Origin of the sequence: Streptomyces sp. NPDC000345, assembly GCF_042898825.1 — a bacterium.
GTDB lineage: Bacteria > Actinomycetota > Actinomycetes > Streptomycetales > Streptomycetaceae > Streptomyces.
In genome coordinates this window covers 125,692-144,334 of the sequence record NZ_JBIAZE010000004.1, presented here as the reverse complement: position 1 = coordinate 144,334, position 18,643 = coordinate 125,692, and the positions used below count along the sequence as shown (strand labels likewise).

General features: G+C 73.1%; 19 protein-coding genes. 8 read left to right on the top strand and 11 right to left on the bottom strand.

Features of this window, described 5'->3' with window-relative positions; translation table 11 throughout:
- Nucleotides 1-45: 45 nt before the first annotated feature.
- A complete protein-coding gene (locus tag ACFY30_RS10985; protein WP_390844883.1) occupies nucleotides 46-459 on the bottom strand; it encodes a roadblock/LC7 domain-containing protein in 414 nt (137 codons plus the stop codon).
- A gap of 120 nt (nucleotides 460-579) precedes the next feature.
- Here ACFY30_RS10985 and ACFY30_RS10980 point away from each other — a divergent pair, with 120 nt between their 5' ends.
- Nucleotides 580-1,008 carry a PPOX class F420-dependent oxidoreductase gene (locus tag ACFY30_RS10980; protein WP_390844882.1) on the top strand — a complete coding sequence of 143 codons (429 nt, stop codon included), beginning with the start codon at nucleotides 580-582 and terminating at the stop codon, nucleotides 1,006-1,008.
- 11 nt (nucleotides 1,009-1,019) lie between these two features.
- Here the strand turns inward: ACFY30_RS10980 and ACFY30_RS10975 are convergent, their stop codons facing one another.
- The 5 genes from ACFY30_RS10975 to ACFY30_RS10955 all read right to left on the bottom strand — a co-directional run bounded on the left by ACFY30_RS10975 (nucleotide 1,020) and on the right by ACFY30_RS10955 (nucleotide 6,100).
- Nucleotides 1,020-1,625: an ATP/GTP-binding protein gene (locus ACFY30_RS10975; RefSeq protein ID WP_390844881.1), complete on the bottom strand. Its 606-nt coding sequence runs from the start codon at nucleotides 1,623-1,625 to the stop codon at nucleotides 1,020-1,022.
- Nucleotides 1,626-1,775: 150 nt separating this feature from the next.
- Nucleotides 1,776-2,186, bottom strand: a complete 411-nt coding sequence (locus ACFY30_RS10970) for a DUF742 domain-containing protein (RefSeq protein WP_390844880.1) — start codon at nucleotides 2,184-2,186, stop codon at nucleotides 1,776-1,778.
- 22 nt (nucleotides 2,187-2,208) lie between these two features.
- A complete protein-coding gene (locus tag ACFY30_RS10965) occupies nucleotides 2,209-2,646 on the bottom strand; it encodes a roadblock/LC7 domain-containing protein (RefSeq protein WP_390844879.1) in 438 nt (145 codons plus the stop codon).
- Nucleotides 2,643-5,258 (bottom strand): nitrate- and nitrite sensing domain-containing protein, encoded by a 2,616-nt coding sequence (locus tag ACFY30_RS10960; RefSeq protein ID WP_390844878.1) that lies wholly within the window; start codon nucleotides 5,256-5,258, stop codon nucleotides 2,643-2,645. Before ACFY30_RS10960 ends, ACFY30_RS10965 begins: the two co-directional genes overlap by 4 nt.
- 47 nt (nucleotides 5,259-5,305) lie before the next feature.
- Nucleotides 5,306-6,100 (bottom strand): MHYT domain-containing protein, encoded by a 795-nt coding sequence (locus ACFY30_RS10955; RefSeq protein ID WP_390844877.1) that lies wholly within the window; start codon nucleotides 6,098-6,100, stop codon nucleotides 5,306-5,308.
- 152 nt (nucleotides 6,101-6,252) lie between these two features.
- Here ACFY30_RS10955 and ACFY30_RS10950 point away from each other — a divergent pair, with 152 nt between their 5' ends.
- On the top strand, nucleotides 6,253-6,852 hold the full coding sequence (locus tag ACFY30_RS10950; protein WP_390844876.1) for a class I SAM-dependent methyltransferase: 600 nt from the start codon (nucleotides 6,253-6,255) through the stop codon (nucleotides 6,850-6,852).
- A gap of 4 nt (nucleotides 6,853-6,856) precedes the next feature.
- Here the strand turns inward: ACFY30_RS10950 and ACFY30_RS10945 are convergent, their stop codons facing one another.
- The gene (locus ACFY30_RS10945) at nucleotides 6,857-7,615 is read right to left on the bottom strand and encodes an alpha/beta fold hydrolase (protein ID WP_390845269.1); all 759 of its coding nucleotides are present in this window, start codon (nucleotides 7,613-7,615) and stop codon (nucleotides 6,857-6,859) included.
- Between the two features lie 135 nt (nucleotides 7,616-7,750).
- On the opposite strand from ACFY30_RS10945, the gene ACFY30_RS10940 reads away from it, so the two are divergent.
- Nucleotides 7,751-8,275, top strand: a complete 525-nt coding sequence (locus tag ACFY30_RS10940) for a PadR family transcriptional regulator (protein WP_390657478.1) — start codon at nucleotides 7,751-7,753, stop codon at nucleotides 8,273-8,275.
- Here ACFY30_RS10940 and ACFY30_RS10935 read toward each other — a convergent pair.
- Entirely contained in the window at nucleotides 8,261-9,160 is a 900-nt protein-coding gene (locus ACFY30_RS10935) for an oxygenase MpaB family protein (RefSeq protein ID WP_390844875.1), read from the bottom strand. The two genes, ACFY30_RS10940 and ACFY30_RS10935, sit on opposite strands and share 15 nt — an antisense overlap.
- Before the next feature lie 105 nt (nucleotides 9,161-9,265).
- Between ACFY30_RS10935 and ACFY30_RS10930 the strand changes: the two genes are divergently transcribed.
- Both ACFY30_RS10930 and ACFY30_RS10925 read left to right on the top strand, forming a co-directional pair.
- Nucleotides 9,266-9,604 (top strand): hypothetical protein, encoded by a 339-nt coding sequence (locus tag ACFY30_RS10930; protein WP_390844874.1) that lies wholly within the window; start codon nucleotides 9,266-9,268, stop codon nucleotides 9,602-9,604.
- 135 nt (nucleotides 9,605-9,739) lie between these two features.
- Nucleotides 9,740-10,618, top strand: coding sequence for a hypothetical protein (locus ACFY30_RS10925; protein WP_390844873.1), 879 nt, complete (start codon nucleotides 9,740-9,742; stop codon nucleotides 10,616-10,618).
- 123 nt (nucleotides 10,619-10,741) lie between these two features.
- Here the strand turns inward: ACFY30_RS10925 and ACFY30_RS10920 are convergent, their stop codons facing one another.
- A complete protein-coding gene (locus ACFY30_RS10920; RefSeq protein WP_189713538.1) occupies nucleotides 10,742-10,924 on the bottom strand; it encodes a hypothetical protein in 183 nt (60 codons plus the stop codon).
- Between the two features lie 234 nt (nucleotides 10,925-11,158).
- Here ACFY30_RS10920 and ACFY30_RS10915 point away from each other — a divergent pair, with 234 nt between their 5' ends.
- The 3 genes from ACFY30_RS10915 to ACFY30_RS10905 all read left to right on the top strand — a co-directional run bounded on the left by ACFY30_RS10915 (nucleotide 11,159) and on the right by ACFY30_RS10905 (nucleotide 16,832).
- Nucleotides 11,159-14,080 (top strand): SNF2-related protein, encoded by a 2,922-nt coding sequence (locus ACFY30_RS10915; RefSeq protein WP_390844872.1) that lies wholly within the window; start codon nucleotides 11,159-11,161, stop codon nucleotides 14,078-14,080.
- On the top strand, nucleotides 14,077-15,348 hold the full coding sequence (locus ACFY30_RS10910; RefSeq protein ID WP_390844871.1) for an SWF or SNF family helicase: 1,272 nt from the start codon (nucleotides 14,077-14,079) through the stop codon (nucleotides 15,346-15,348). Before ACFY30_RS10915 ends, ACFY30_RS10910 begins: the two co-directional genes overlap by 4 nt.
- Nucleotides 15,349-15,488: 140 nt before the next feature.
- Nucleotides 15,489-16,832: an esterase-like activity of phytase family protein gene (locus ACFY30_RS10905; RefSeq protein ID WP_390844870.1), complete on the top strand. Its 1,344-nt coding sequence runs from the start codon at nucleotides 15,489-15,491 to the stop codon at nucleotides 16,830-16,832.
- Nucleotides 16,833-16,904: 72 nt separating this feature from the next.
- Here the strand turns inward: ACFY30_RS10905 and ACFY30_RS10900 are convergent, their stop codons facing one another.
- Together ACFY30_RS10900 and xylA are read right to left on the bottom strand one after the other, a co-directional pair.
- Nucleotides 16,905-17,315 (bottom strand): hypothetical protein, encoded by a 411-nt coding sequence (locus ACFY30_RS10900; RefSeq protein ID WP_390844869.1) that lies wholly within the window; start codon nucleotides 17,313-17,315, stop codon nucleotides 16,905-16,907.
- A gap of 121 nt (nucleotides 17,316-17,436) precedes the next feature.
- On the bottom strand, nucleotides 17,437-18,603 hold the full coding sequence (xylA, locus tag ACFY30_RS10895) for a xylose isomerase (RefSeq protein ID WP_390844868.1): 1,167 nt from the start codon (nucleotides 18,601-18,603) through the stop codon (nucleotides 17,437-17,439).
- Nucleotides 18,604-18,643 lie beyond the last annotated feature (40 nt).

Here is an 18,643-nt window from a genome sequence, read left to right as displayed (position 1 = left end):
GTGGCGACCCTGTGGATAACTCCGGGAGAGCCGAGAACACGCAGGTCAGAGATCTGTCAGCGGGGCCCGGTCGGGCTGCCGTGCGTCCACGGTCAGGTGCTCGCCGACCCGGCTGACGAGCAAGGTCATCTCGTAGGCGATCTGGCCCATGTCGGCCTCGGCACCGCTGAGCACGCACAGACAGCTCCCCGAGCCGGCCGCGGTGACGAACAGCAGCGCGTCATCGAACTCGATCATTGTCTGCCGTACCTGCCCCGCGCCGAAGTGCCGTCCGGATCCCTTGGCCAGGCTGTGCAGTCCGGACGAGACCGCGGCGAGGTGCTCGGCGTCCTCGCGGCGCAGTCCGGTGCTCGCCCCCGCGACCAGCCCGTCGTTGGACAGCACCAGTGCGTGCCGGACATGGTCGACGCGCTGGGTCAGGTCGTCCAGCAGCCAGCCCAGTCCCTGGTTCTGCGCCATGTTCCGTCTCCCCGTGGTGACGTTCCCCGTGTGATGTCCCCCGTGTCGCCTCCGCCTCGCGGGAGGAAACGCCCGCCAGCCTTACCCAGGACCCGCTGCCGGAGCAAGGAGGATGGCGGCATGGCGCAGAAGATGACCGACGAAGAGTGGCGGGCGTTCGTCTCGTACGGCACCCGCACGGGAAAGCTGTCCACGGTGCGGGCCGACGGCAGTCCGCACGTGGCGCCGATCTGGTTCGTGCTCGACGGTGACGAGGTGGTGTTCACCACCGGCAAGGAGACGGTGAAGGGGCGCAATCTGGCGCGGGACGGCCGGGTCGCCCTGTGTGTGGACGACGACCGGCCGCCGTTCGGCTACGTGGTGCTCCAGGGCCGCGCCCGGCTGACGGAGGACCTCGACGAAGTCCGTCACTGGGCGGCCCGTATCGGCGCCCGGTACATGGGCGAGGACCGTGCCGAGGAGTTCGGCGTCCGCAACGGCGTGCCCGGTGAACTGCTCGTGCGCGTCGGGATCGACAAGGTGCTGGCGATGAACGCCGTCGCCGGCTGAGCGGCGTCTCGTCAGCTCACCGAGTCGAGCAGCCGGGCGGTGTGCATCCGCCCGGCGTACTCGACGAGCCGGATCAGCACCTCCTTGCCCGAGTCCCGGTCCCGGGCGTCGCACAGGACGACCGGGGTGCCCCCGTCGAGGTCGAGGGCCCGCGAGACGTCCTGCGCGCCGTGACTGCGCGCGCCCGCGAAGCAGTTGACGGCGACGACGAACGGGATGTGCCGGTGCTCGAAGTAGTCGACGGCGGGAAAGCAGTCCTCCAGGCGCCGGGTGTCCGCCAGGACCACCGCGCCCAGGGCTCCCTGCGACAACTCGTCCCAGAGGAACCAGAAACGGTCCTGCCCCGGGGTGCCGAACAGGTAGAGGGAGAGGCCGGAGCGGATGGTGATCCGGCCGAAGTCCATCGCGACGGTCGTCGTGACCTTGTGGTCCACTCCGTCCGTGTCGTCCACCCACTGGCCCGCCTCGCTCAGGAGTTCCTCGGTACGCAGCGGCTTGATCTCACTGACGGCGCCCACCAGGGTGGTCTTGCCCACGCCGAACCCGCCGGCGACCAGAATCTTCAACGCCAGGGGGGCCGTGTCGCCACCCGCGGCGTCGGAGTGCTCGGGGACCATGGATCACTTCTCTCGGGAGAGGACGGCTTGTGTGCAGGTGTGCGAAGTCAGCATCATGACAACCGGGTCCCCTTTCCGGGGAGTTCGACCGAAATTCGCCTGATCTGGCCGTCCTCTGCGCATGCGCGGTCCGAAGGTGTGCGCCGCGGGTCACAGGGCCCGCAACCCCTCGATCACCTCGCGCAGGATGCGTTCGTCGGGCAGATGAGCGGGCGGCACAGGCCGGCTGACGGTGACACAGCCGAGTTCCAGAAGGTCGCCGAGGAGGACCCGGACCACGCCCACGGGGAGATCGGCGCCGGCCGCGAGTTCGGCGACGGACTGGGTCTCCGTGCGGCACAGGGCGATGAGCGTCCGGTGTTCGGGCCCGAGCGCCATGCCGTCCGTGCCGGGCGCGCCCGGGTCCAGGGTGACCAGGGCGATCAGATCGAAGCGCACTCCGGTGGGACCGGGTTGGGTGCGCCCGCCCGTCATGGCGTACGGGCGCACCAGGGGCCCGGCCTCGTTGTCGTACCACTGGCTGCCCAGCTCGCGCGGGACGCCGGTCATGTCCTCGGTCATCTCGGCCGGTCGCTCTCTCGTGTCATCCGGCGGCGGGTGGCCGCGTCGTGAGTCTCGGCGGGGTGAAGAGGTGCTCACCGACCCGCTTGACCAGCCGCGCCATCTCGTACGCGACGAGGCCGATGTCGGCGGTCACGGCGGTGAGGACGGCGAGGCAGGAGCCGTCTCCGGCGGCGGCCACGAACAGGAAGCCGTCGTCCATCTCCACCATGGTCTGGCGGACGCCGCCGGCGCCGAAGTGGCGGCCCGCGCCCTTGGCGAGGCTGTGGAAGCCGGAGGCGACGGCGGCGAGGTGTTCGGCGTCCTCGCGCCTGAGGCCGGTGGAGGCGCCGACGGCCAGGCCGTCGTTGGACAGCACCACGGCGTGCCGTACCTCGCTGACGCGCATCACCAAGTCGTCCAGCAGCCAGTCGAGTTCACCGGACCGCTGGGTCGGCCGCGTGCTCGGGTCCTGGATCATGCGGGGTCTCCTTCGCTGCTGTCGCTGCCCGGTGCGGATTCCGGGGTGGCACCGCGGCCGGGTTGCCTGCCGCCGCCGCGTGCCCAGCCGGCCCGATAGGCGGCCATCCGGTCCCGGACGAGTTCGGGGGTGCGTGCGTCGTCGCGCGGGCGTGCCTCGGGGGCCGGTTCCTCGGCGGGCGGCCGGCGCAGCTGGGGGGCGAGGTGCGCCTGACGGACCCGGCGCGGGAGGTCGTCCGATCCGTCGGAGCGATCCGATCCGTGCGAGCCGTCCGGGCCGTGAGAGTCGTCCGGGCCGTGGAAGTCGTCCGGTCCGTCGCAGCGGTCGGGTCCATGGGAGTCGTCCGGTGGGCGGTGCAGGCGCAAGGCGGTGACTCCGGGGGGCGGCGGGTCGGCGGCCGCCGGGCGGGCGGCGGCCCGGACGGGGGCGACCAGCGCGGGCCGGTCGGCGGGAGCGGGGACGGCCTCCTGCTCGGCGGCGGTCCGGTCGGGTGCGGGCACCCGCGCGTACGCGTGTTCCGCCGGCTGCCCGGCCTCCGCCGCCTCCCGGGCGGAACGTTCCGGCTTGCCGGTGTGCAGCAGGGCCGTCGGCAGCAGGACGACCGCCGTGGTGCCGCCGTAGGGCGAGGTCCGCAGGTGCACTTTGACGCCGTGCCGGGCGGCGAGCCGGCTGACGACGAACAGACCGAGCCGGTCGCTGTCGAACAGGTCGAGCGCCTCGGACTGCGCGATGCGCCGGTTGGCCTCTTCGAGGGTCTCCTTGCCCATGCCGAGGCCGCGGTCCTCGACCTCGACGGCGTAGCCGTTGCCGACGGGTTCACCGGTGATGCGCACGCGCGTGTGCGGGGGCGAGAACTGGGCTGCGTTCTCGACGAGTTCGGCGAGCAGGTGGGTGAGGTCGGCGACGGCGGCGCCGGCGACGGACGCCTCGGGGAGCTGTCGTACCTCCACGCGCGCGTAGTCCTCGACCTCGGAGACGGCGGCTCGGACCACGTTGGTCAGGGAGACCGGCATGCGCCAGGCCCGGCCGGGTGCCGCTCCGGAGAGGATGATCAGGCTCTCGGCGTGGCGTCGCATGCGGGTGGTGAGGTGGTCGAGCCGGAAGAGGTCGCTCAGTTCGTTCGGGTCGTCGGAGCGGCGTTCCATGGTGTCCAGGAGGCTCAGCTGGCGGTGGACGAGGACCTGGCTGCGCCGGGCGAGGTTGACGAACACCCCGGAGATGCCGCTGGCGAGTTCGGCGCGCTCGACGGCGGCTCGCAGTGCGGCCCGGTGCACGGTGGTCAGGGCCTCGGCGACCTGGCCGGTCTCGTCCTCGGAGGGCGGGCCGGGCGGGGCCTCGGCCCGGATGTCGATCTCTTCCCCGGCGCGCAGTTTGCGCATGGCCTCGGGGAGTTTGCGCCGGGCGATCTCCAGGGCGTCGTTGCGCAGGCCGACCAGTTCGACGACGAGACCGCGTCCGATGCGGACGGAGATCACGAGGGAGGCGGCGACGGCGGCGAGGCCGAACAGGACCGCGGCACCGGCCGGGGTGAGCAGCCCGCGGGTGAACGGGTCGGCGCGCTGCGCTGCGTCCCGCCCGGCGGCCTCCTCGATGTCGCGCATGCCGTCCTGCACGCGTGCCCGGGCCTTGTCCCAGGTGGCCGCCGGAGCCGCCGCCATCGCCCTTCTGCCCGGTCCGCCCGCGAGTGCCTTGTCCTCGGTGGCGGACAGCGCCGCGTAGTCGCCGCCTGCGGCCAGGCGCTGCCAGGCGGTGCGCTCGGGGCCCCGCAGGTCGGCGACGGCCGCCTCCGTGAGGGCGCGGCGCGTCTCGACGGCGCCGGTGAACAGCCGCAGCCGCCGGCCGTCGAGGCGGCCGGTCGGGCGGGCGCCGGCGAGGACGACGTCCTCCTGGGCCAGCGCCTCGCCCGCGCGGGAGAACTCGAGCAGCACGCGCGCGTCGGAGCCCAGTTCCGCGTCCTGGATGCCGGAGAGCGCGCCGCCGACCGAGAAGGCCACCGAGATCGTGGTCGTGTACCGGTCGTAGGCCTCCTCCCAGCCGGCGCTGCCGTCGAGGACGGCGGTCCGCAGGGTGCGCAGCCCGTCGGCTCCGGAGACGAAGGCCGCGAGCCGCCGGGCGACCTCGGGATGCAGGTCCTGGCCGTCGGCGACGGTGCTGTGGTCGCCGAGCCGGAGCCTGGCCACGGCCGCGTCTGTCTGCCGCGCGAGCGTCCTGAGGTCGGTGTCCCGTCCGGCTGCCGGATCGGTCGCGTAGCGGACGGCGGCCGCCCGCTCGGCCTGCAGGGCGGCCACCGCGGCCGATACGGGGGTGCGGACCTGGGAGTCAACGCGCTGCAGTTGGCGCAGTGCGGAGACGTCCTGGGCGGTGCTGACGGTGGCGTACGCCCACAGGGCCAGCAAGGAGACGGCCGGCACCATCAGCAGGCAGATGATCTTGGCTCGCACGGTGCGCGGACGGATCTGCCAGCGTCCTGCGCGCAGGGGTATGACGTCGGCCGACGGGCCGGTCCGCTCGCGCGGCCCCTCGTCGGCGGGCGGCCCGGCGTGGGCGCGACGGCCGCGCACGGGCGGCGGCGCCTCGGCGCCTGCCGTGGGGGTCCTCCGGGGTGTACGCATGGCCTCCTCGCTCGGAAGAAGTTCGGGGGGCGTGCCGTCCACGCCCGTCAGACGGTCCGGGCCGGCCTGCGGCCGGTGACGCTCTCCACCGGCTGCTGGGCCGAGGCGGAGGCGTCGCGCTCCCCCGTGGTGGGCGACAGGGCGACGAAGGCCGAGGTCAGGAAGAGATAGGACCCGAGGCCGACGGCGAGGGGGAAGATGAACTGCATCGCCGTGGCCCCGGGCAGTGCCGCTCCGGACGGCGTGACCCGCACGCTGACCGCGAACATGCCGGTGTAGTGCATGCTGCTGACCGCCGCCCCCATCACGAGTGAGGCGACGGTGACGGCGACCGGCGACTTGATGTTGAGCGCCGCCCACAGAGCCGCGGTCGCGGCGACGACGGCGATGAGGACGGAGAGCGCGACGCGTGCCGGTTCGTAGGCGACGTCGCCGTGCAGGCGGACCGCGGCCATGCCCAGGTAGTGCATGCTCGCGACGCCCAGACCGGTGGTGAGCCCGCCGATGAGCAACGCGCGCGTGCGGTCGCGGCCGTAGCCGACGGCGAAGACACCGGCGCAGACGACGACCATGGCGACGAGGAGGCTGAGCACGGTCAGCGGAACGTCGTAGCGGATGTCGGTGCCGCCGACGCCGAAGCCGAGCATGGCCACGAAGTGCATGGTCCAGATGCCGGTGCCGATGGCGGAGGCGGCGGTGATCAGCCAGTTGCGGCGCGAGCGCCCGGTGGCCCCGAGGGCGCGCACGGTGCAGCGAAGACCGAGGGCGGCGCCGATGCAGGCCATCACGTACGACAGCACGGGGGTCAGCCAGCCGAAGGCGGCGTGGTCCAGGTGTCCCATGGCCAGGGGACGCTAGTGGGGGCACGGGTGCACAAAGGGGGCGCATTTCGAAAGGTGAGGGAATGTGACGCATATGTGCGCCGATCCGATCGCCTGACGCTCGAACGTGCGCGCAGCGACGTCCTCCCTGTCGGTGAGGGATCATGCGGAACATGAGCGACGACCACACACACGTCCAGGAGTTCTTCGGCGCACGCGCGGCGCACTGGGACGACCGCTTCCCCGACGACGGTCCCGCCTACGCGGCCGCGGTCGCCGAGCTCGGACTGCGGGAGGGGGATCGCGTGCTGGACGCGGGCTGCGGCACCGGACGGGCCCTCACGCCGCTGCGCGCGGCCGTCGGGCCCTCGGGGGTGGTCGTGGGGGCCGATCTCACCTTGGCCATGCTTCAGGCCGCCGTACGGGCCGGGCGCGACCGCGACGGGCGGCTGCTGCTCACCGACGTCGCCGCGCTCCCGCTGCGTCCCGGCGCACTCGACGCGGTGTTCGCCGCGGGGCTCATCGCCCATCTGTCCCGGCCGGCGGAGAACCTGCGGGAGCTGGCCCGGGTGGTGCGGCCCGGTGGGGTCCTGGCGTTGTTCCACCCGATCGGCCGGGCCGCACTCGCGGCCCGGCAGGGCCGGCAGATCACGCCGCAGGACCTGCGCGCCGAGCCGAACCTGCGCCCCCTGCTGGCCGGTTCCGGCTGGCGCATGACGTCGTACGTCGACGAGGACACCCGCTTCCTGGCACTGGCCGTCCGGGAGGGCTGACGGCTCACGCCCCGGCGGCGACCGCCTCGACGAACGCGTCCGGGTTGTCGAACATGACGTTGTGACCGGCGCCCTGCACCGTCACGACGCGGACGCCCGCTCTCTCCAGGGCGTCCGCTCCCTCGAGCGGCCCGGTGAGTTCGCCCTGGAGGTACACCCGGTCGACCCGGTCGAGCCCGGTCAGGATCTCGCGCATGACCGGGTCGGAGCCGCACCTGAGCGCGACGGCACTGCGGTGCAGGGCGCGCGGGTCGGCCAGCCGCATCGTGGCGGCCCACAGCGGACCGACCCGGTCGAGCACGCGCGCGTATCCGCCGTCGAGGAACTCCTCCTCCGTGTAGGCGGCGATGCCGCTGCTGCCCGCGGCGGGCGGCGGGGAGGCGTCCAGGTTGGCCTCCGTGAGGACGAGCCGCGCGACCAGGTCGGGCCGGCGGCGGGCGAGGACGATGGCCACGGAACCGCCCATGCTGTGGGCGACGAGTTCCGCCCCGCTCACGGCCGCCGCGTCCAGCGCGGCCGCCAGCGCGTCGGCGTGCTCCTCGAGTGTGTATCCGAAGTGCTCGGGCCGGTCGCTGACACCGTGCCCGGGAAGGTCGACGAACAGGCTGCGCCGGCCCGCGAGTTCGGGCCGTGCCGCCACGTGCGCGTGGTAGACCGCCGACGCGGCGCCCAGTCCGTGCACGTACACGCGTGCGGGTTCCGCACCCGGCGTCTCGGTCCAACGGACCCGGCTTCCCCTGTCGTCGAACTCGGCCTGCCGCATCGTTCCCCCTCGGAGCATCCGACTGATCATTCCGGTCTCACCATACCTCGGTGCCGATGTATTCCGTAGTCGAAATATGTGGAGTCCGTAGTACGACTACAGCGAGGTACCTCACGTCTCCGGCAGAATGTGGGCATGCTGGAGCTCGCCATCCTCGGCTTCCTGTACGACACCCCGCTGCACGGCTACGAGCTGCGCAAACGCCTCACGGCGCTGACGGGACACGTGCGCCCGGTGGCGGAGAGCACCCTCTATCCGGCGATCAAGCGCCTCGAGAAGGCCGGCCTGCTGGTGCGCGCCACCGAGCCCGGGGCGGTGGCCGCCCCTCGGCACGTCCTCAGGCTCACCGAGGAGGGCGGGGGCGAACTGCGCCGACGGCTCGCCGAGCCCGCCGAGCGCGACATCACCGACGAGAACCGGTGGTTCACGGTGCTCACGTTCCTGCGGCACCTGGACGACTCCGCCGCCCAGGCGGCCGTACTCCGTCGCCGGCTGGCCTTCCTCGAAGAGCCGTCGAGCTTCTTCTACGACGGTGACCGGCCCCTGCGCGCCGAGGAGGTCGACGACCCGTTCCGGCGCGGTGTGCTGACCATCGCGCGGGCCACGTCCCGGGCCGAGATCAGCTGGCTGCGCGAGACCCTGGACTCACTGGGCGGCTGACTCGTCGGCGATGTGCCGGACCGGGCAGCCGCGTACGCCGGGCACCGGGCGGGTGCCCAGCTCGTCCAGGCGGTAGCCGTTCGGATAGCCCTTGATCTCCCAGTTCTGCCGCGCGTAGTGCGGGGTGCGGCGGGGCGGCAGCAGTCGGACCGCGCGTCCACGCGCGCGTACGGCTGTGCGCACCAGCGTGCGGACGGCCGGGCCCGGCGGGGTGTAGCGAAAGGCCTTCAGGAGCGGTTCGTCGAGCAGGGCCAGCGTGGCGGTCCGCAGGACGGGTGCGAGAGGCCGCGGGTACCAGGAGGCCATCAGGTCGAGCGTGGCGTCCGAGACCCGCCGCGCGTCCTCGTCCCAGGCGAAACGGGCCTTCTCGTAGGCGTCGAGGCAGGCCTCGAACTCCTCGTAGGTCCCCGGGATGTCCTTGATGCCCATACGGCGGCCGAGAGTGCCGTAGTGGACGCTGGAGGCCACGGTCTCGTGGCGCGACAGGCGGCGCCATCCGTACGCGTCGATCCACCGCTTGGGCATCACGACGAACGTGCAGAGCACATAGCGCATGTCGTCGTTGCTGATGTCGTAGCTGCGGTGCATCCGGTTGATGCGGCGCACGGCCGTACGGCCCTGTTCGCTGTCGAAGCCGTGCTCCACGACGGCGTCGAGGAGCAGCGAGGTGTCGTCGTAGCGCTTCTGGGAGCGGTCCGTGAGTTCCGCAGTTTCGGCCAGCAGGCGGCCGATGCTCGGGACCGCGTAGGTGCGGTACAGGGCGAGCTCCAGGGCGCGGGTGAAGTCCCAGGGGAACTCGTAGGCCGCAGTGAGCCGGTAGATCTCGAACGCGTCCTCGTACGGGTCCATGCGCCGGATCTGTTCAAGCCGCTCGAAGCGCTTCACCGTCTCGTCCCCCTTCTGCCGCCGTGACTCCAACTCTACGTTGGGTAAAGAGAGATGAAACGATCAACCCGACCATGACAACCACACAGGGGGAAGGCCATCACCATGTTCGACAAGGTTCGCACGGCGGGTGCCAGGTTCCTCGACACGTTGCGCGGGCGGCCGCGCCCCGGTGACGCCGGCCGTGCCGACGCCCCCGGCGGGCGGGGGCCCGATGCCAGGAAGCGCCCGCACAACCTGTTCGAGGCCGCTGCCGCGTACGTCTCGGCGTGCGCGGAGGACGATCAGGACCGCATCGACGAGGCGGCCGGCTGGGTGTCGCCGGAGGCGCTGTCCTTCGGGGTCAACGAACTCGCCTGCCGCGCCGTCGTGGCGCTCGCGCGTGAGCGGGACGAGTCGCCCCGGACCGTGGCGCGGGCGCTGCTGGGGCTGCCGACGGTGTGACGGGACGACGAAAGGTGGCCGATTCGCCCCGTCAGGTCGGAAAGCTGCAGCTCCGGGTATGTCGGGGAGTCGTGACAAGCGCCTTCCCGGCGCACTAGGGTGCGCGCCGTTGGACGAAGCGATGGGGAGGCTGGGATGGCCGGGACGGACGAGGACGCCGTCACCGCCGCGGACGATGCGCTCTATGTGCTCACGGCGGCGCTGCTGACGCCGGCGAAGTTCCCGAGTGTGCTCGGCGACGACTATCCGGAGGCGTGTGCGGCGCTCGGCCTCGCGCCGCTGGCCGACGGGTACGGCCTGGTGCTCGGCCAGGACGGCGAGGGCGCGCGGTGGACGGTCGTCATCGACGACGTGTCGCTGGTGGCGGTGGCGATCGCGTCCTGGGACTGCGGTATGGAGCACGACCTGTCGCCGGACGAGCGGACGGTGGTCGCCGCCCTGCCCGGATGGCCCCTCGCCGTGGCCGTCGCGGCGCCCGGCGTACCCGCGCCGCACGATCCCGCCCCGGAGATCGCGGAGGGCCCCGTGCTGTCCCCTCCGGACACGTCGGTCTGGGGGCCGGCCCAGCGGCGCCTGGGGGCCGACGAGATCGCGCTCCAGTGGGGCATGTGGCGGGACCAGATAGACGACGCCGCCTTCACCCACCCGCCCGCGGAGGACACCGCCGAGGCGGACGGTGGCGGAGCGGCGGCCGACGGGGGCGCGGAGGGGAACGGCGGCGGGTCCGGGGATGCCTCGCCGAAAAAACGCAGCGACATACGGCGCGTCCTCGCCGAGGCCCGGTCCTATGTGGACACCCCGCCGCCGCTGGGCCGGGTGCGGTCGTCCTTCGCGTCCGGCGACGCACGCACCCTGCGCGCCGACGGGCCCGGCTGGTCGCTGGTGGCCAGGACCGACGACATGGCGTTCCTCCTGCTCGACGCGCGGCCCGGTGAGGTACTGCCGGTCGGCCGGGGCCCGGAGCTGCCGGGGCTGCTGGAGGCGCTCGACAAGATGGCCGTACGTCCGCTCTGAGACGGAATTCGGCCCGACGTCCGCTTCGGGAGTGCGCGAGGGCCGCGACGAGGTGCTGCCGCGGGGCCGTCATGCCCCGCACGTCCCGCGAGGGACGGGCGCCTCATCGCGGTCCCCGCCTCCTCAGCGGCCGAGCTCCTTGCGGGTGACCCGGCGCAGCCTGCGCCGCTGCGAGGGGTCCAGCGTGAGGTAGGCCGCCGCCGGCACTCCCAGCACGATCAGCAGCGCCGCCCACCAGGGCAGCCAGATCAACAACAGCAGTCCGACCGCCACACCTCCTGCGGCGATCTTCGCGTTCCTCGACATGTGCGTCGCCTCCTTCGCGGCCCCTGCCGCTCTCTGTCATGAAAACGGGTGCGCGCCACGCGCGGTTCCGGACGCGACCCTGAAACCTCCCTGACCTACACCCCCGAGGCACCCTGAGATGCCCTTCCGCCCTCGCGCGGAAACCCTGGAGACAGAGTGCGCGTTCGGGAGGCAGGTGCGGTACCCTCGGCGACTCCACTGCGGTAGTCAAATTTGAGGAGTAGTCTCATCACTGTGCAGAGGGTTCCCGTGGAAGCAGTGCCCGAGATCTCCGAACTGGCCTGGCGCCCCGCCGTGTTCGTGCCCGGCGTCCCGGCCCGCACCGGCCGCGTCGCCTTCTGGCGACCCGATGGTGACGTCGGCGGGCCCGGTGACATCGCTCCTCCCGTCGCGTCCGCGACCGTCGAGGACCTGACCGTCGTCCAGCCCGCCGCTGCCGGCGTGTCGCTCACGCGCGTGCGTGCCGTGCTGCTGCCGGTGCGGGAGGCCCTGCCGGTTCTCGCACGCGCGCGCGTCGCCGACGCAGGGCACCGGGCCGCCGTGTTCTGGGGCGCGGCATCCCTGCTGGCGCTGCAGTGCGTGGCGCGGGGCCTGCTGCTGCCCGGCCTGTCGTCGGACGACCACGACGCCTGGCGGGCCGGTCCGCTCGGGCCGGAGGACATCGAGGAGGTCCGCCGGCTGGCCGCCTCGATGCCGCCCGAGGCCCACGCCGTGCCCGTCGACGAGGCACCACCCCTGCGGCTGCCGGACCCGGAGCGCCTGCTGCGGGCCTTCCTGGACGCGGTCGCCGACGCGCTGCCCCGCTCCCCCGCCGCCCCGCTCGTCACGGGTGGACCTGCCTACGCCGCCCCGCGGCCGCGGCGCCTGCCGGAGCTGCGCGCATGGGTCGCCGACGTCGCCGCGGGCCACGACGCGGGTGTACGGGTGTCGCTGCGGATCGAGGTGTCGGGGATCGAGACGACCGGGATCGAGACGCCCGGAGCAGCGGTCCCGGCGTCCGGCGAGACGGTGGCACGCTTCCGGGCCGTGCCTCAGGTGCACAGTGTGAGCGATCCCGCGCTCGTCGTGGACGCCGCCGAGATCTGGGGCGACGCCGGAGCCACGCGCGACGGATTCGGTCCCCGCGCGCGCATGGACGCGCTGTTGGCCCTGCGCCGCGCCGCCCGGGCCTGGCCCGCGCTCACCCCGCTGCTGTCGGCCGGTGTCCCCGACTCCGTCGACCTTCTCGACGAGGAGATCGCCGAACTGCTCGGGGACGGTTCGCGGGCGCTGGCGGGCGCGGGCGTCGAGGTGCACTGGCCGAGGGAACTGGCCCGTACCCTGACCGCCCGCGCGGTGGTGGGGCTGCCGGAGGACGACGCGGAAGGGGACGGAAGGGACGGCTCGGACCCGAAGACGCCGTCCTTCCTCTCGGCCGACGCGCTCCTGTCGTTCACCTGGTGGTTCGCCGTGGGCGACCAGCGGCTCACACGTGAGGAGCTGGACCGTCTGGCGGAGGCCGGCCGGCCCCTCGTACGGCTGCGGGACCAGTGGGTCCTGATCGACCCGCGGGAACTGCGCCGGGCACGCGCCCGGCAGGACCGCAAGGTGACGCCCGTCGAAGCGCTCGGCGCCGCCCTGACGGGCTCCGCCGAGGTGGACGGCCGCTGGGTCGAGGTGCGGCCCACGGGCCCGTTGGCGGCCCTTCGGGAACGGCTGACGAGCCCCGAGGCGCGGGAGCCGGTGGAGCAGCCCGCCGCGCTCGACGCCACGCTGCGCGACTATCAGCGGCGCGGCCTGGACTGGCTGGCGCGGAACACGTCGCTCGGGCTCGGCTGCTGCCTGGCCGACGACATGGGACTCGGCAAGACCATCACGCTGATCAGCCTGCACCTCCACCGCCAGACCGACGTCTCGGCCGCCGGTCCGACCCTCGTGGTCTGCCCGACGTCGCTGATGGGCAACTGGCAGCGCGAGATCGAGAGATTCGCCCCCGGTACGCCGGTGCGCCGCTTCCACGGGCCGCGCCGTGACCTGGACTCCCTGGCCGACGGGGAGTTCGTGCTCACCACCTACAGCACCCTCCGGCTGGACGCCGGCCGGCTCGGGGAGGTGCCGTGGGGCCTGGTCGTGGCGGACGAGGCGCAGCACGTGAAGAACCCGTACTCGGCGACCGCGCGGGCACTGCGCACCATCGGCGCACGCGCGCGTGTCGCGCTGACCGGGACCCCGGTGGAGAACAACCTGTCGGAGCTGTGGGCGATCCTGGACTGGACGACACCGGGTCTGCTGGGCCGCCTGGGCGCGTTCCGCAGGCGGTACGCGCGTGACGTCGAGGGCGGCGGGGATCCGGCGGCGGCGGAGCGGCTCGCCCGGCTCGTGGCGCCGTTCCTGCTGCGCCGCCGCAAGTCGGACCCGGGAATCGCCCCTGAGCTGCCGCCCAAGACCGAGACCGACCGGCCGGTGGCGCTCACCAGGGAGCAGACGGGTCTGTACGAGGCGGTGGTGCGCGAGACGCTCGCGGCGATCGCCGCGGCCGACGACATGGCACGTCGCGGGTTGATCGTGAAGCTCCTGACCGGCCTCAAGCAGATCTGCAACCATCCGGCGCAGTACCTCAAGGAGGAGCGTCCGGGGACCGCGGGACGCTCCGGGAAGCTGGAGCTCCTCGACGAGTTGCTCGAGACGATCCTCTCCGAGGGGGCGGGCGTCCTGGTCTTCACCCAGTACGTACGCATGGCGCGGCTTCTGGAGCGGCACCTGGCGGCGCGCGGCGTGCCCACGCAGTTCCTGCACGGCGGGACGCCCGTGGCCGAGCGCGAGGCGATGGTCCGGCGCTTCCAGGACGGTGAGGTCCCCGTGTTCCTGCTCTCCCTGAAGGCGGCCGGCACAGGGCTCAACCTCACGCGCGCGGAGCACGTCGTGCACTACGACCGCTGGTGGAACCCGGCCGTCGAGGCGCAGGCCACCGACCGGGCGTACCGCATCGGCCAGACCCGGCCCGTGCAGGTGCACCGGCTGATCGCCGAGGGCACGATCGAGGACCGTATCGCCGACATGCTGCGCCGCAAGCAGGACCTCGCCGACGCCGTGCTGGGGTCCGGCGAGGCGGCGTTCACGGAACTGACGGACAGTGAGCTGGCCGATCTGGTCGAGCTGCGAGGGGGCACGCGATGAACGCGCACGACGACCTGGAGCGTACGTTCGCCGCGCTGCCTCCCGCGCGCGGGAGGGGGTTCGCGCAGAGCTGGTGGGGCCGGGCATGGCTGACCGCGCTGGAGGACGGCGCGCTGGACGCCGGGCAGGTGCGGACGGGACGCGGGATGGCGCGCGCGGGCGCGGTGGGCGCGGTGTCGGTGCGGCCGGGGCGCATCACGGCCGTCGTACGGGATCGCGACCGGACCGCGCACCGGGCCGATGTGCTGCTCGGCGAACTCTCGGACGCGGAGTGGAGCCGGTTTCTGGACCTGGCGGCGGAGCGGGCCGGGCATGTCGCCGCGCTCCTCGACCGTGAGATGCCGCCGCATCTGGTGGAGGACGCGGCGACGGCCGGTGTCGACCTGCTGCCGGGGCTCGGCGAGCTGGAGGCCGAGTGCGACTGCGGCGCCTGGGACCACTGCGGTCACACGGCGGCGCTCTGCTACCAGGTGGCGCGACTGCTCGACCAGGATCCGTTCCTCCTGCTGCTGCTCCGAGGACGCGCCGAACAGGCCGTGCTCGACGCCCTGCAGGCCCGTGGCACGGTCGCTCCGGCCGAGGCGGAACCTCCGCGGCCGGAGGGGGTGGACGCGGCCGAGGCGTACGCGGCGGGAGACGTGCTGCCGCCGTTGCCGGCCGTGCCCGGGTTCCCCCGGGAGCCGGGCGTACCGCCTTCGCTGGACACGGAAGCCCCGCCTCCGCCGGGGGTGGATCCGGCGGCCCTGGAGATCCTCGCCGCCCGGACGGCCGCCACCGCGCGTCTCCTGCTCTCGCAAGCACTGCACGGCGGCGACGAACCTCTGGGCTCCGCAGCGCCGTTGACGGTGGCGCAGGACGCGGTGCGACTGGCTTCCCCCGCCGGCGGGGAGCCGGAGAACGGCCGGGTGACCGAGCGGCTCGCCGCCGGTTCGGGGCGCAGCCGCGACCAGTTGGCGGCGGCCGTACGGGCCTGGCGGTACGGAGGTGCGGACGCGCTGTCGGTCCTGGAGGAGGAGTGGACCGTGGAGGGCGACGTGCTCGCACGCGCGCGTGCGGCGCTGGAGTCGGCCTGGGAGGAGGACGAACGGCCGGTGCTGCGGGCGAGGGGCAACCGGTGGACGGCCGTCGGGGCGTCCGGTCAGCTGCGCCTCGGGCGGGACGGTCGCTGGTGGCCGTACCGCGAGGAAGGCGGTCGCTGGATGCCGGCCGGGATCGCCGCGCAGGACCCGGCGACGGCCTTGGCCGCGGCCCGGCCGGACGGCGAGTAAGCGCCTTCCTCAGCTCGAGGTGGGGCGGGGTGTCGGTCCGCCGGGGACCCGACGCCCCGCGTTCACCGGAAGGTCGTACGCCGTTCGGCGGCCGCGCCGACTCTGGCCGCTGTCACCGAACGTGCTCCTCAGGAGGCCCGATGTCCCCGCACTCCACCGGTCGCCGCCGCGTCCGCCGTTCCGTCGCCGCGGGGGTGCCTCTCGCCGTGCTGGCCGCCCTCGTCACGGCCGGTCCGGCGACCGCGGGACCCGCCTCCGGGCCGGCGTACGTCACGCGGACCGCGACGCTCGGCGACATCCCGCTCGGGGCGTTCAGCAACGGCCTGCTGCCCGGCACGGTGGACGACGACCGGGGTGTGGACCTCGGCGGCATCGGCAGCGACATCTTTCCGACGGGCCGCAAGGGCGAGTTCTGGACGGTCACGGACCGCGGGCCCAACGGGCAGATCAAGGCCGACGGGGCGAAGCGCCGCACCTTCCCGGTCCCCGGTTTCGATCCTGCGATCGTGCGGATCCGGGTGACCGGGGACGCGGTGAAGGTACTGCGGGCGATCCCGCTCACCACCTCCTCAGGAAAGCCCGTCACGGGCCTGTCCGATCAGGCGGGGCGCGACGAGGCGCCGTACTCCTACGACGCCCGGACACCGTTGTCGTACAACCCGGACGGGCTGGACACCGAGGGCATCGTGCGGTCCGCGGACGGGAGTTTCTGGCTCGCCGACGAGTACGGTCCCTCGCTGGTGCACGTGTCCGCGCGCGGGGAGGTGCTGACGCGCTACGTCCCCGAGGGGCTGCACCTGACGGGCGCGGACTACCCGGTGGTGGAAGCGCTGCCCCCGGTGCTGCTCCACCGGAAGACCAACCGCGGCTTCGAGGGGCTCGCCCAACTGCCCGGCGGTGATCTGGTGCTGGCCGTCCAGAGCCCCCTGTCGCTGCCCGACACGGACGCCGGCGAGAGCTCGCGCACCGCGCGCCTGCTGCGTTTCTCACCGCGCGAGATGGCGGTCACCGCCGAGTACGCGTACCGCTTCGACCCGGTGAACGTCGTCGACCCGGGCGAGGACGACCCCTCTGAGCTCAAGATCTCCTCGGTGGTCGCCGTGGGCGGCGACCGGTTGCTGGTCGAGGAGCGGACGGACAAGGCCGCCCGCCTGCAGGAGGTCCGTCTGAGGCGCGGGGCGGACATCCTGGGCAGTCGCTGGGACGACGCCGCGACGTCGCCGTCGCTGGAACAACTGGACGACCCGGCGGCCTCGGGGGTCCCGGTGCTGTCCAAGCGGCTGGTCGTCGACCTGGGCACGGTGGCCGGGGTGCCGGGGAAGATCGAGGGCGTCGCGCGCGTGGACCACGACACGCTCGCCCTGATCAACGACAACGACTTCGGGATGACGGACGGCGCGGGCGCGTTCGACGCGCAGGGCCGGCTGGTGGACAGCGGTGTCGAGACGCGTGTGGTCTACGTGCGGCTGCCGCGGGGCGTGTGACGGCCTGATCGCGCCCCGCGTCCGGAGTACGCGCGCGTGTGGGTGCCGGCACCTCCACGCGCGCGGGGGACGCTAGGGCAGCAGCGCGCTGAGGGACGGCAGCAGCGACTCCAGGTCGCTGGGGATCTCGGTCGGCAGGGTGCTCGGGAGCCGGGTCGGCAGAGTGCTCGGGAGTCCGGACGGCAGTTCGCTCGGCAACCCGCTGGGCAGCTCCACCGGAAGGCTGATCGAAGGGGCGGGAGAGGAACCGGTGCGGCTCCCGGTCGGCTCGTCGTCCGGTGAGTCGTCACCGTCCGAGGCCATCAGGACGACGGCGAGCACGGCTCCGGCGGTGACCAGCAGCGCGAGCACCACGACGAGCGGGTTCCTGCGCCGTCGGGGGCCGCCGGCGCCGTAACCGGAGGGAGGGGGTCCGAAGCCGCCGGGAGGCGGCGTGTCACTCGGCGGTCCGGGCGGCTGGGGCGGTACGGGTGGCGTGGCCATGTGTCCAGCGTCCCCGCGAACCGCACGAGGGACGACCCCCACACGGAAGTTGATACGGGGTCATGCCAGGGAGGGCATGATTCCGGCGTATTCCGTGCGGAGGTTCGTCCGGGGGCGCCGGTCAGCCCCTGGCGCCGAGCAGGTGGTCCATCGCGAGCTGGTCGAGCCGCTCGAAGGCCATGCCCCGGCCGGCGGCCGCCTCGGCGTCGAAGTCCTCGAACGCGGTGCGGTCGGCGAGCAGGCTCTGCAGGCCGTCGGCGGCGGTGGCCTGGGCCAGCTCGTCGAGGCGGGAGGCGCGCAGGGCCTCCTGGACCTCCGGGTCGGCGCGGAACGCGGCCGCGCGCTCCTTGAGGATCAGGTAGTTGCGCATGCAGCCCGCGGCGGACGCCCACACGCCGTCGAGGTCCTCGGTGCGCGGCGGCTTGAAGTCGAAGTGCTTCGGGCCCGCGTAACCGGCGCTCTCCAGCAGGTCGACCAGCCAGAACGCCGAGCGCAGGTCGCCGGCGCCGAAGCGCAGGTCCTGGTCGTACTTGATGCCGGACTGGCCGTTGAGGTCGATGTGGAAGAGCTTGCCCGCCCACAGCGCCTGGGCGATGCCGTGCGGGAAGTTCAGCCCGGCCATCTGCTCGTGCCCGACCTCGGGGTTGACGCCGTACAGCTCCGGGCGCTCCAGGCGCTCGATGAAGGCCAGGGCGTGGCCGACGGTGGGCAGCAGGATGTCGCCGCGCGGCTCGTTCGGCTTGGGCTCGATCGCGAAGCGCAGGTCGTAGCCCTGGGAGGTGACGTACTCACCGAGGAGGTCGAAGGCCTCCTTCATCCGGTCGAGGGCCACGCGTACGTCCTTGGCGGCACCGGACTCCGCGCCCTCACGGCCGCCCCAGGCGACGTAGGTCTTCGCACCCAGCTCGACGGCCAGGTCGATGTTGCGGATCGTCTTGCGCAGGGCGTAACGACGCACGTCGCGGTCGTTCGCGGTGAACGCGCCGTCCTTGAAGACGGGGTGCGTGAAGAGGTTGGTGGTGGCCATCGGCACGGTCATACCGGTGGTGTCCAGGGCCTGGCGGAAGCGCTTGATGTGCTCCTCGCGCTCGCTGTCGGAGGACCCGAACGGGATCAGGTCGTCGTCGTGGAACGTCACGCCGTAGGCACCCAGCTCGGCCAGGCGCTGCACCGTCTCGACCGGGTCGAGGGCGCGCCGTGTGGCGTCGCCGAACGGGTCCCTCCCCTGCCAGCCGACGGTCCACAGGCCGAAGGTGAACCTGTCCTCGGGGGTGGGCTGGTAGCTCATGCCGCGGCTCCTTGCTTGAAGACTGTCTCGCTGACTATTT

Excerpts from the sequence above, each read along its gene's own strand:
- ACFY30_RS10910 (WP_390844871.1), top strand. The coding sequence starts at position 14,077 with ATGAACGCGCACGACGACCTGGAGCGTACGTTCGCCGCGCTGCCTCCC.
- ACFY30_RS10975 (WP_390844881.1), bottom strand. The coding sequence starts at position 1,625 with ATGGTCCCCGAGCACTCCGACGCCGCGGGTGGCGACACGGCCCCCCTG.
- ACFY30_RS10950 (WP_390844876.1), top strand. The coding sequence starts at position 6,253 with ATGAGCGACGACCACACACACGTCCAGGAGTTCTTCGGCGCACGCGCG.
- ACFY30_RS10920 (WP_189713538.1), bottom strand. The coding sequence starts at position 10,924 with ATGTCGAGGAACGCGAAGATCGCCGCAGGAGGTGTGGCGGTCGGACTG.
- ACFY30_RS10980 (WP_390844882.1), top strand. The coding sequence starts at position 580 with ATGGCGCAGAAGATGACCGACGAAGAGTGGCGGGCGTTCGTCTCGTAC.
- ACFY30_RS10925 (WP_390844873.1), top strand. The coding sequence starts at position 9,740 with ATGGCCGGGACGGACGAGGACGCCGTCACCGCCGCGGACGATGCGCTC.
- ACFY30_RS10940 (WP_390657478.1), top strand. The coding sequence starts at position 7,751 with ATGCTGGAGCTCGCCATCCTCGGCTTCCTGTACGACACCCCGCTGCAC.
- ACFY30_RS10985 (WP_390844883.1), bottom strand. The coding sequence starts at position 459 with ATGGCGCAGAACCAGGGACTGGGCTGGCTGCTGGACGACCTGACCCAG.
- ACFY30_RS10945 (WP_390845269.1), bottom strand. The coding sequence starts at position 7,615 with ATGCGGCAGGCCGAGTTCGACGACAGGGGAAGCCGGGTCCGTTGGACC.
- ACFY30_RS10970 (WP_390844880.1), bottom strand. The coding sequence starts at position 2,186 with ATGACCGAGGACATGACCGGCGTCCCGCGCGAGCTGGGCAGCCAGTGG.
- ACFY30_RS10955 (WP_390844877.1), bottom strand. The coding sequence starts at position 6,100 with ATGGGACACCTGGACCACGCCGCCTTCGGCTGGCTGACCCCCGTGCTG.
- ACFY30_RS10930 (WP_390844874.1), top strand. The coding sequence starts at position 9,266 with ATGTTCGACAAGGTTCGCACGGCGGGTGCCAGGTTCCTCGACACGTTG.
- ACFY30_RS10905 (WP_390844870.1), top strand. The coding sequence starts at position 15,489 with ATGTCCCCGCACTCCACCGGTCGCCGCCGCGTCCGCCGTTCCGTCGCC.
- ACFY30_RS10965 (WP_390844879.1), bottom strand. The coding sequence starts at position 2,646 with ATGATCCAGGACCCGAGCACGCGGCCGACCCAGCGGTCCGGTGAACTC.
- ACFY30_RS10900 (WP_390844869.1), bottom strand. The coding sequence starts at position 17,315 with ATGGCCACGCCACCCGTACCGCCCCAGCCGCCCGGACCGCCGAGTGAC.
- ACFY30_RS10960 (WP_390844878.1), bottom strand. The coding sequence starts at position 5,258 with ATGCGTACACCCCGGAGGACCCCCACGGCAGGCGCCGAGGCGCCGCCG.
- xylA (WP_390844868.1), bottom strand. The coding sequence starts at position 18,603 with ATGAGCTACCAGCCCACCCCCGAGGACAGGTTCACCTTCGGCCTGTGG.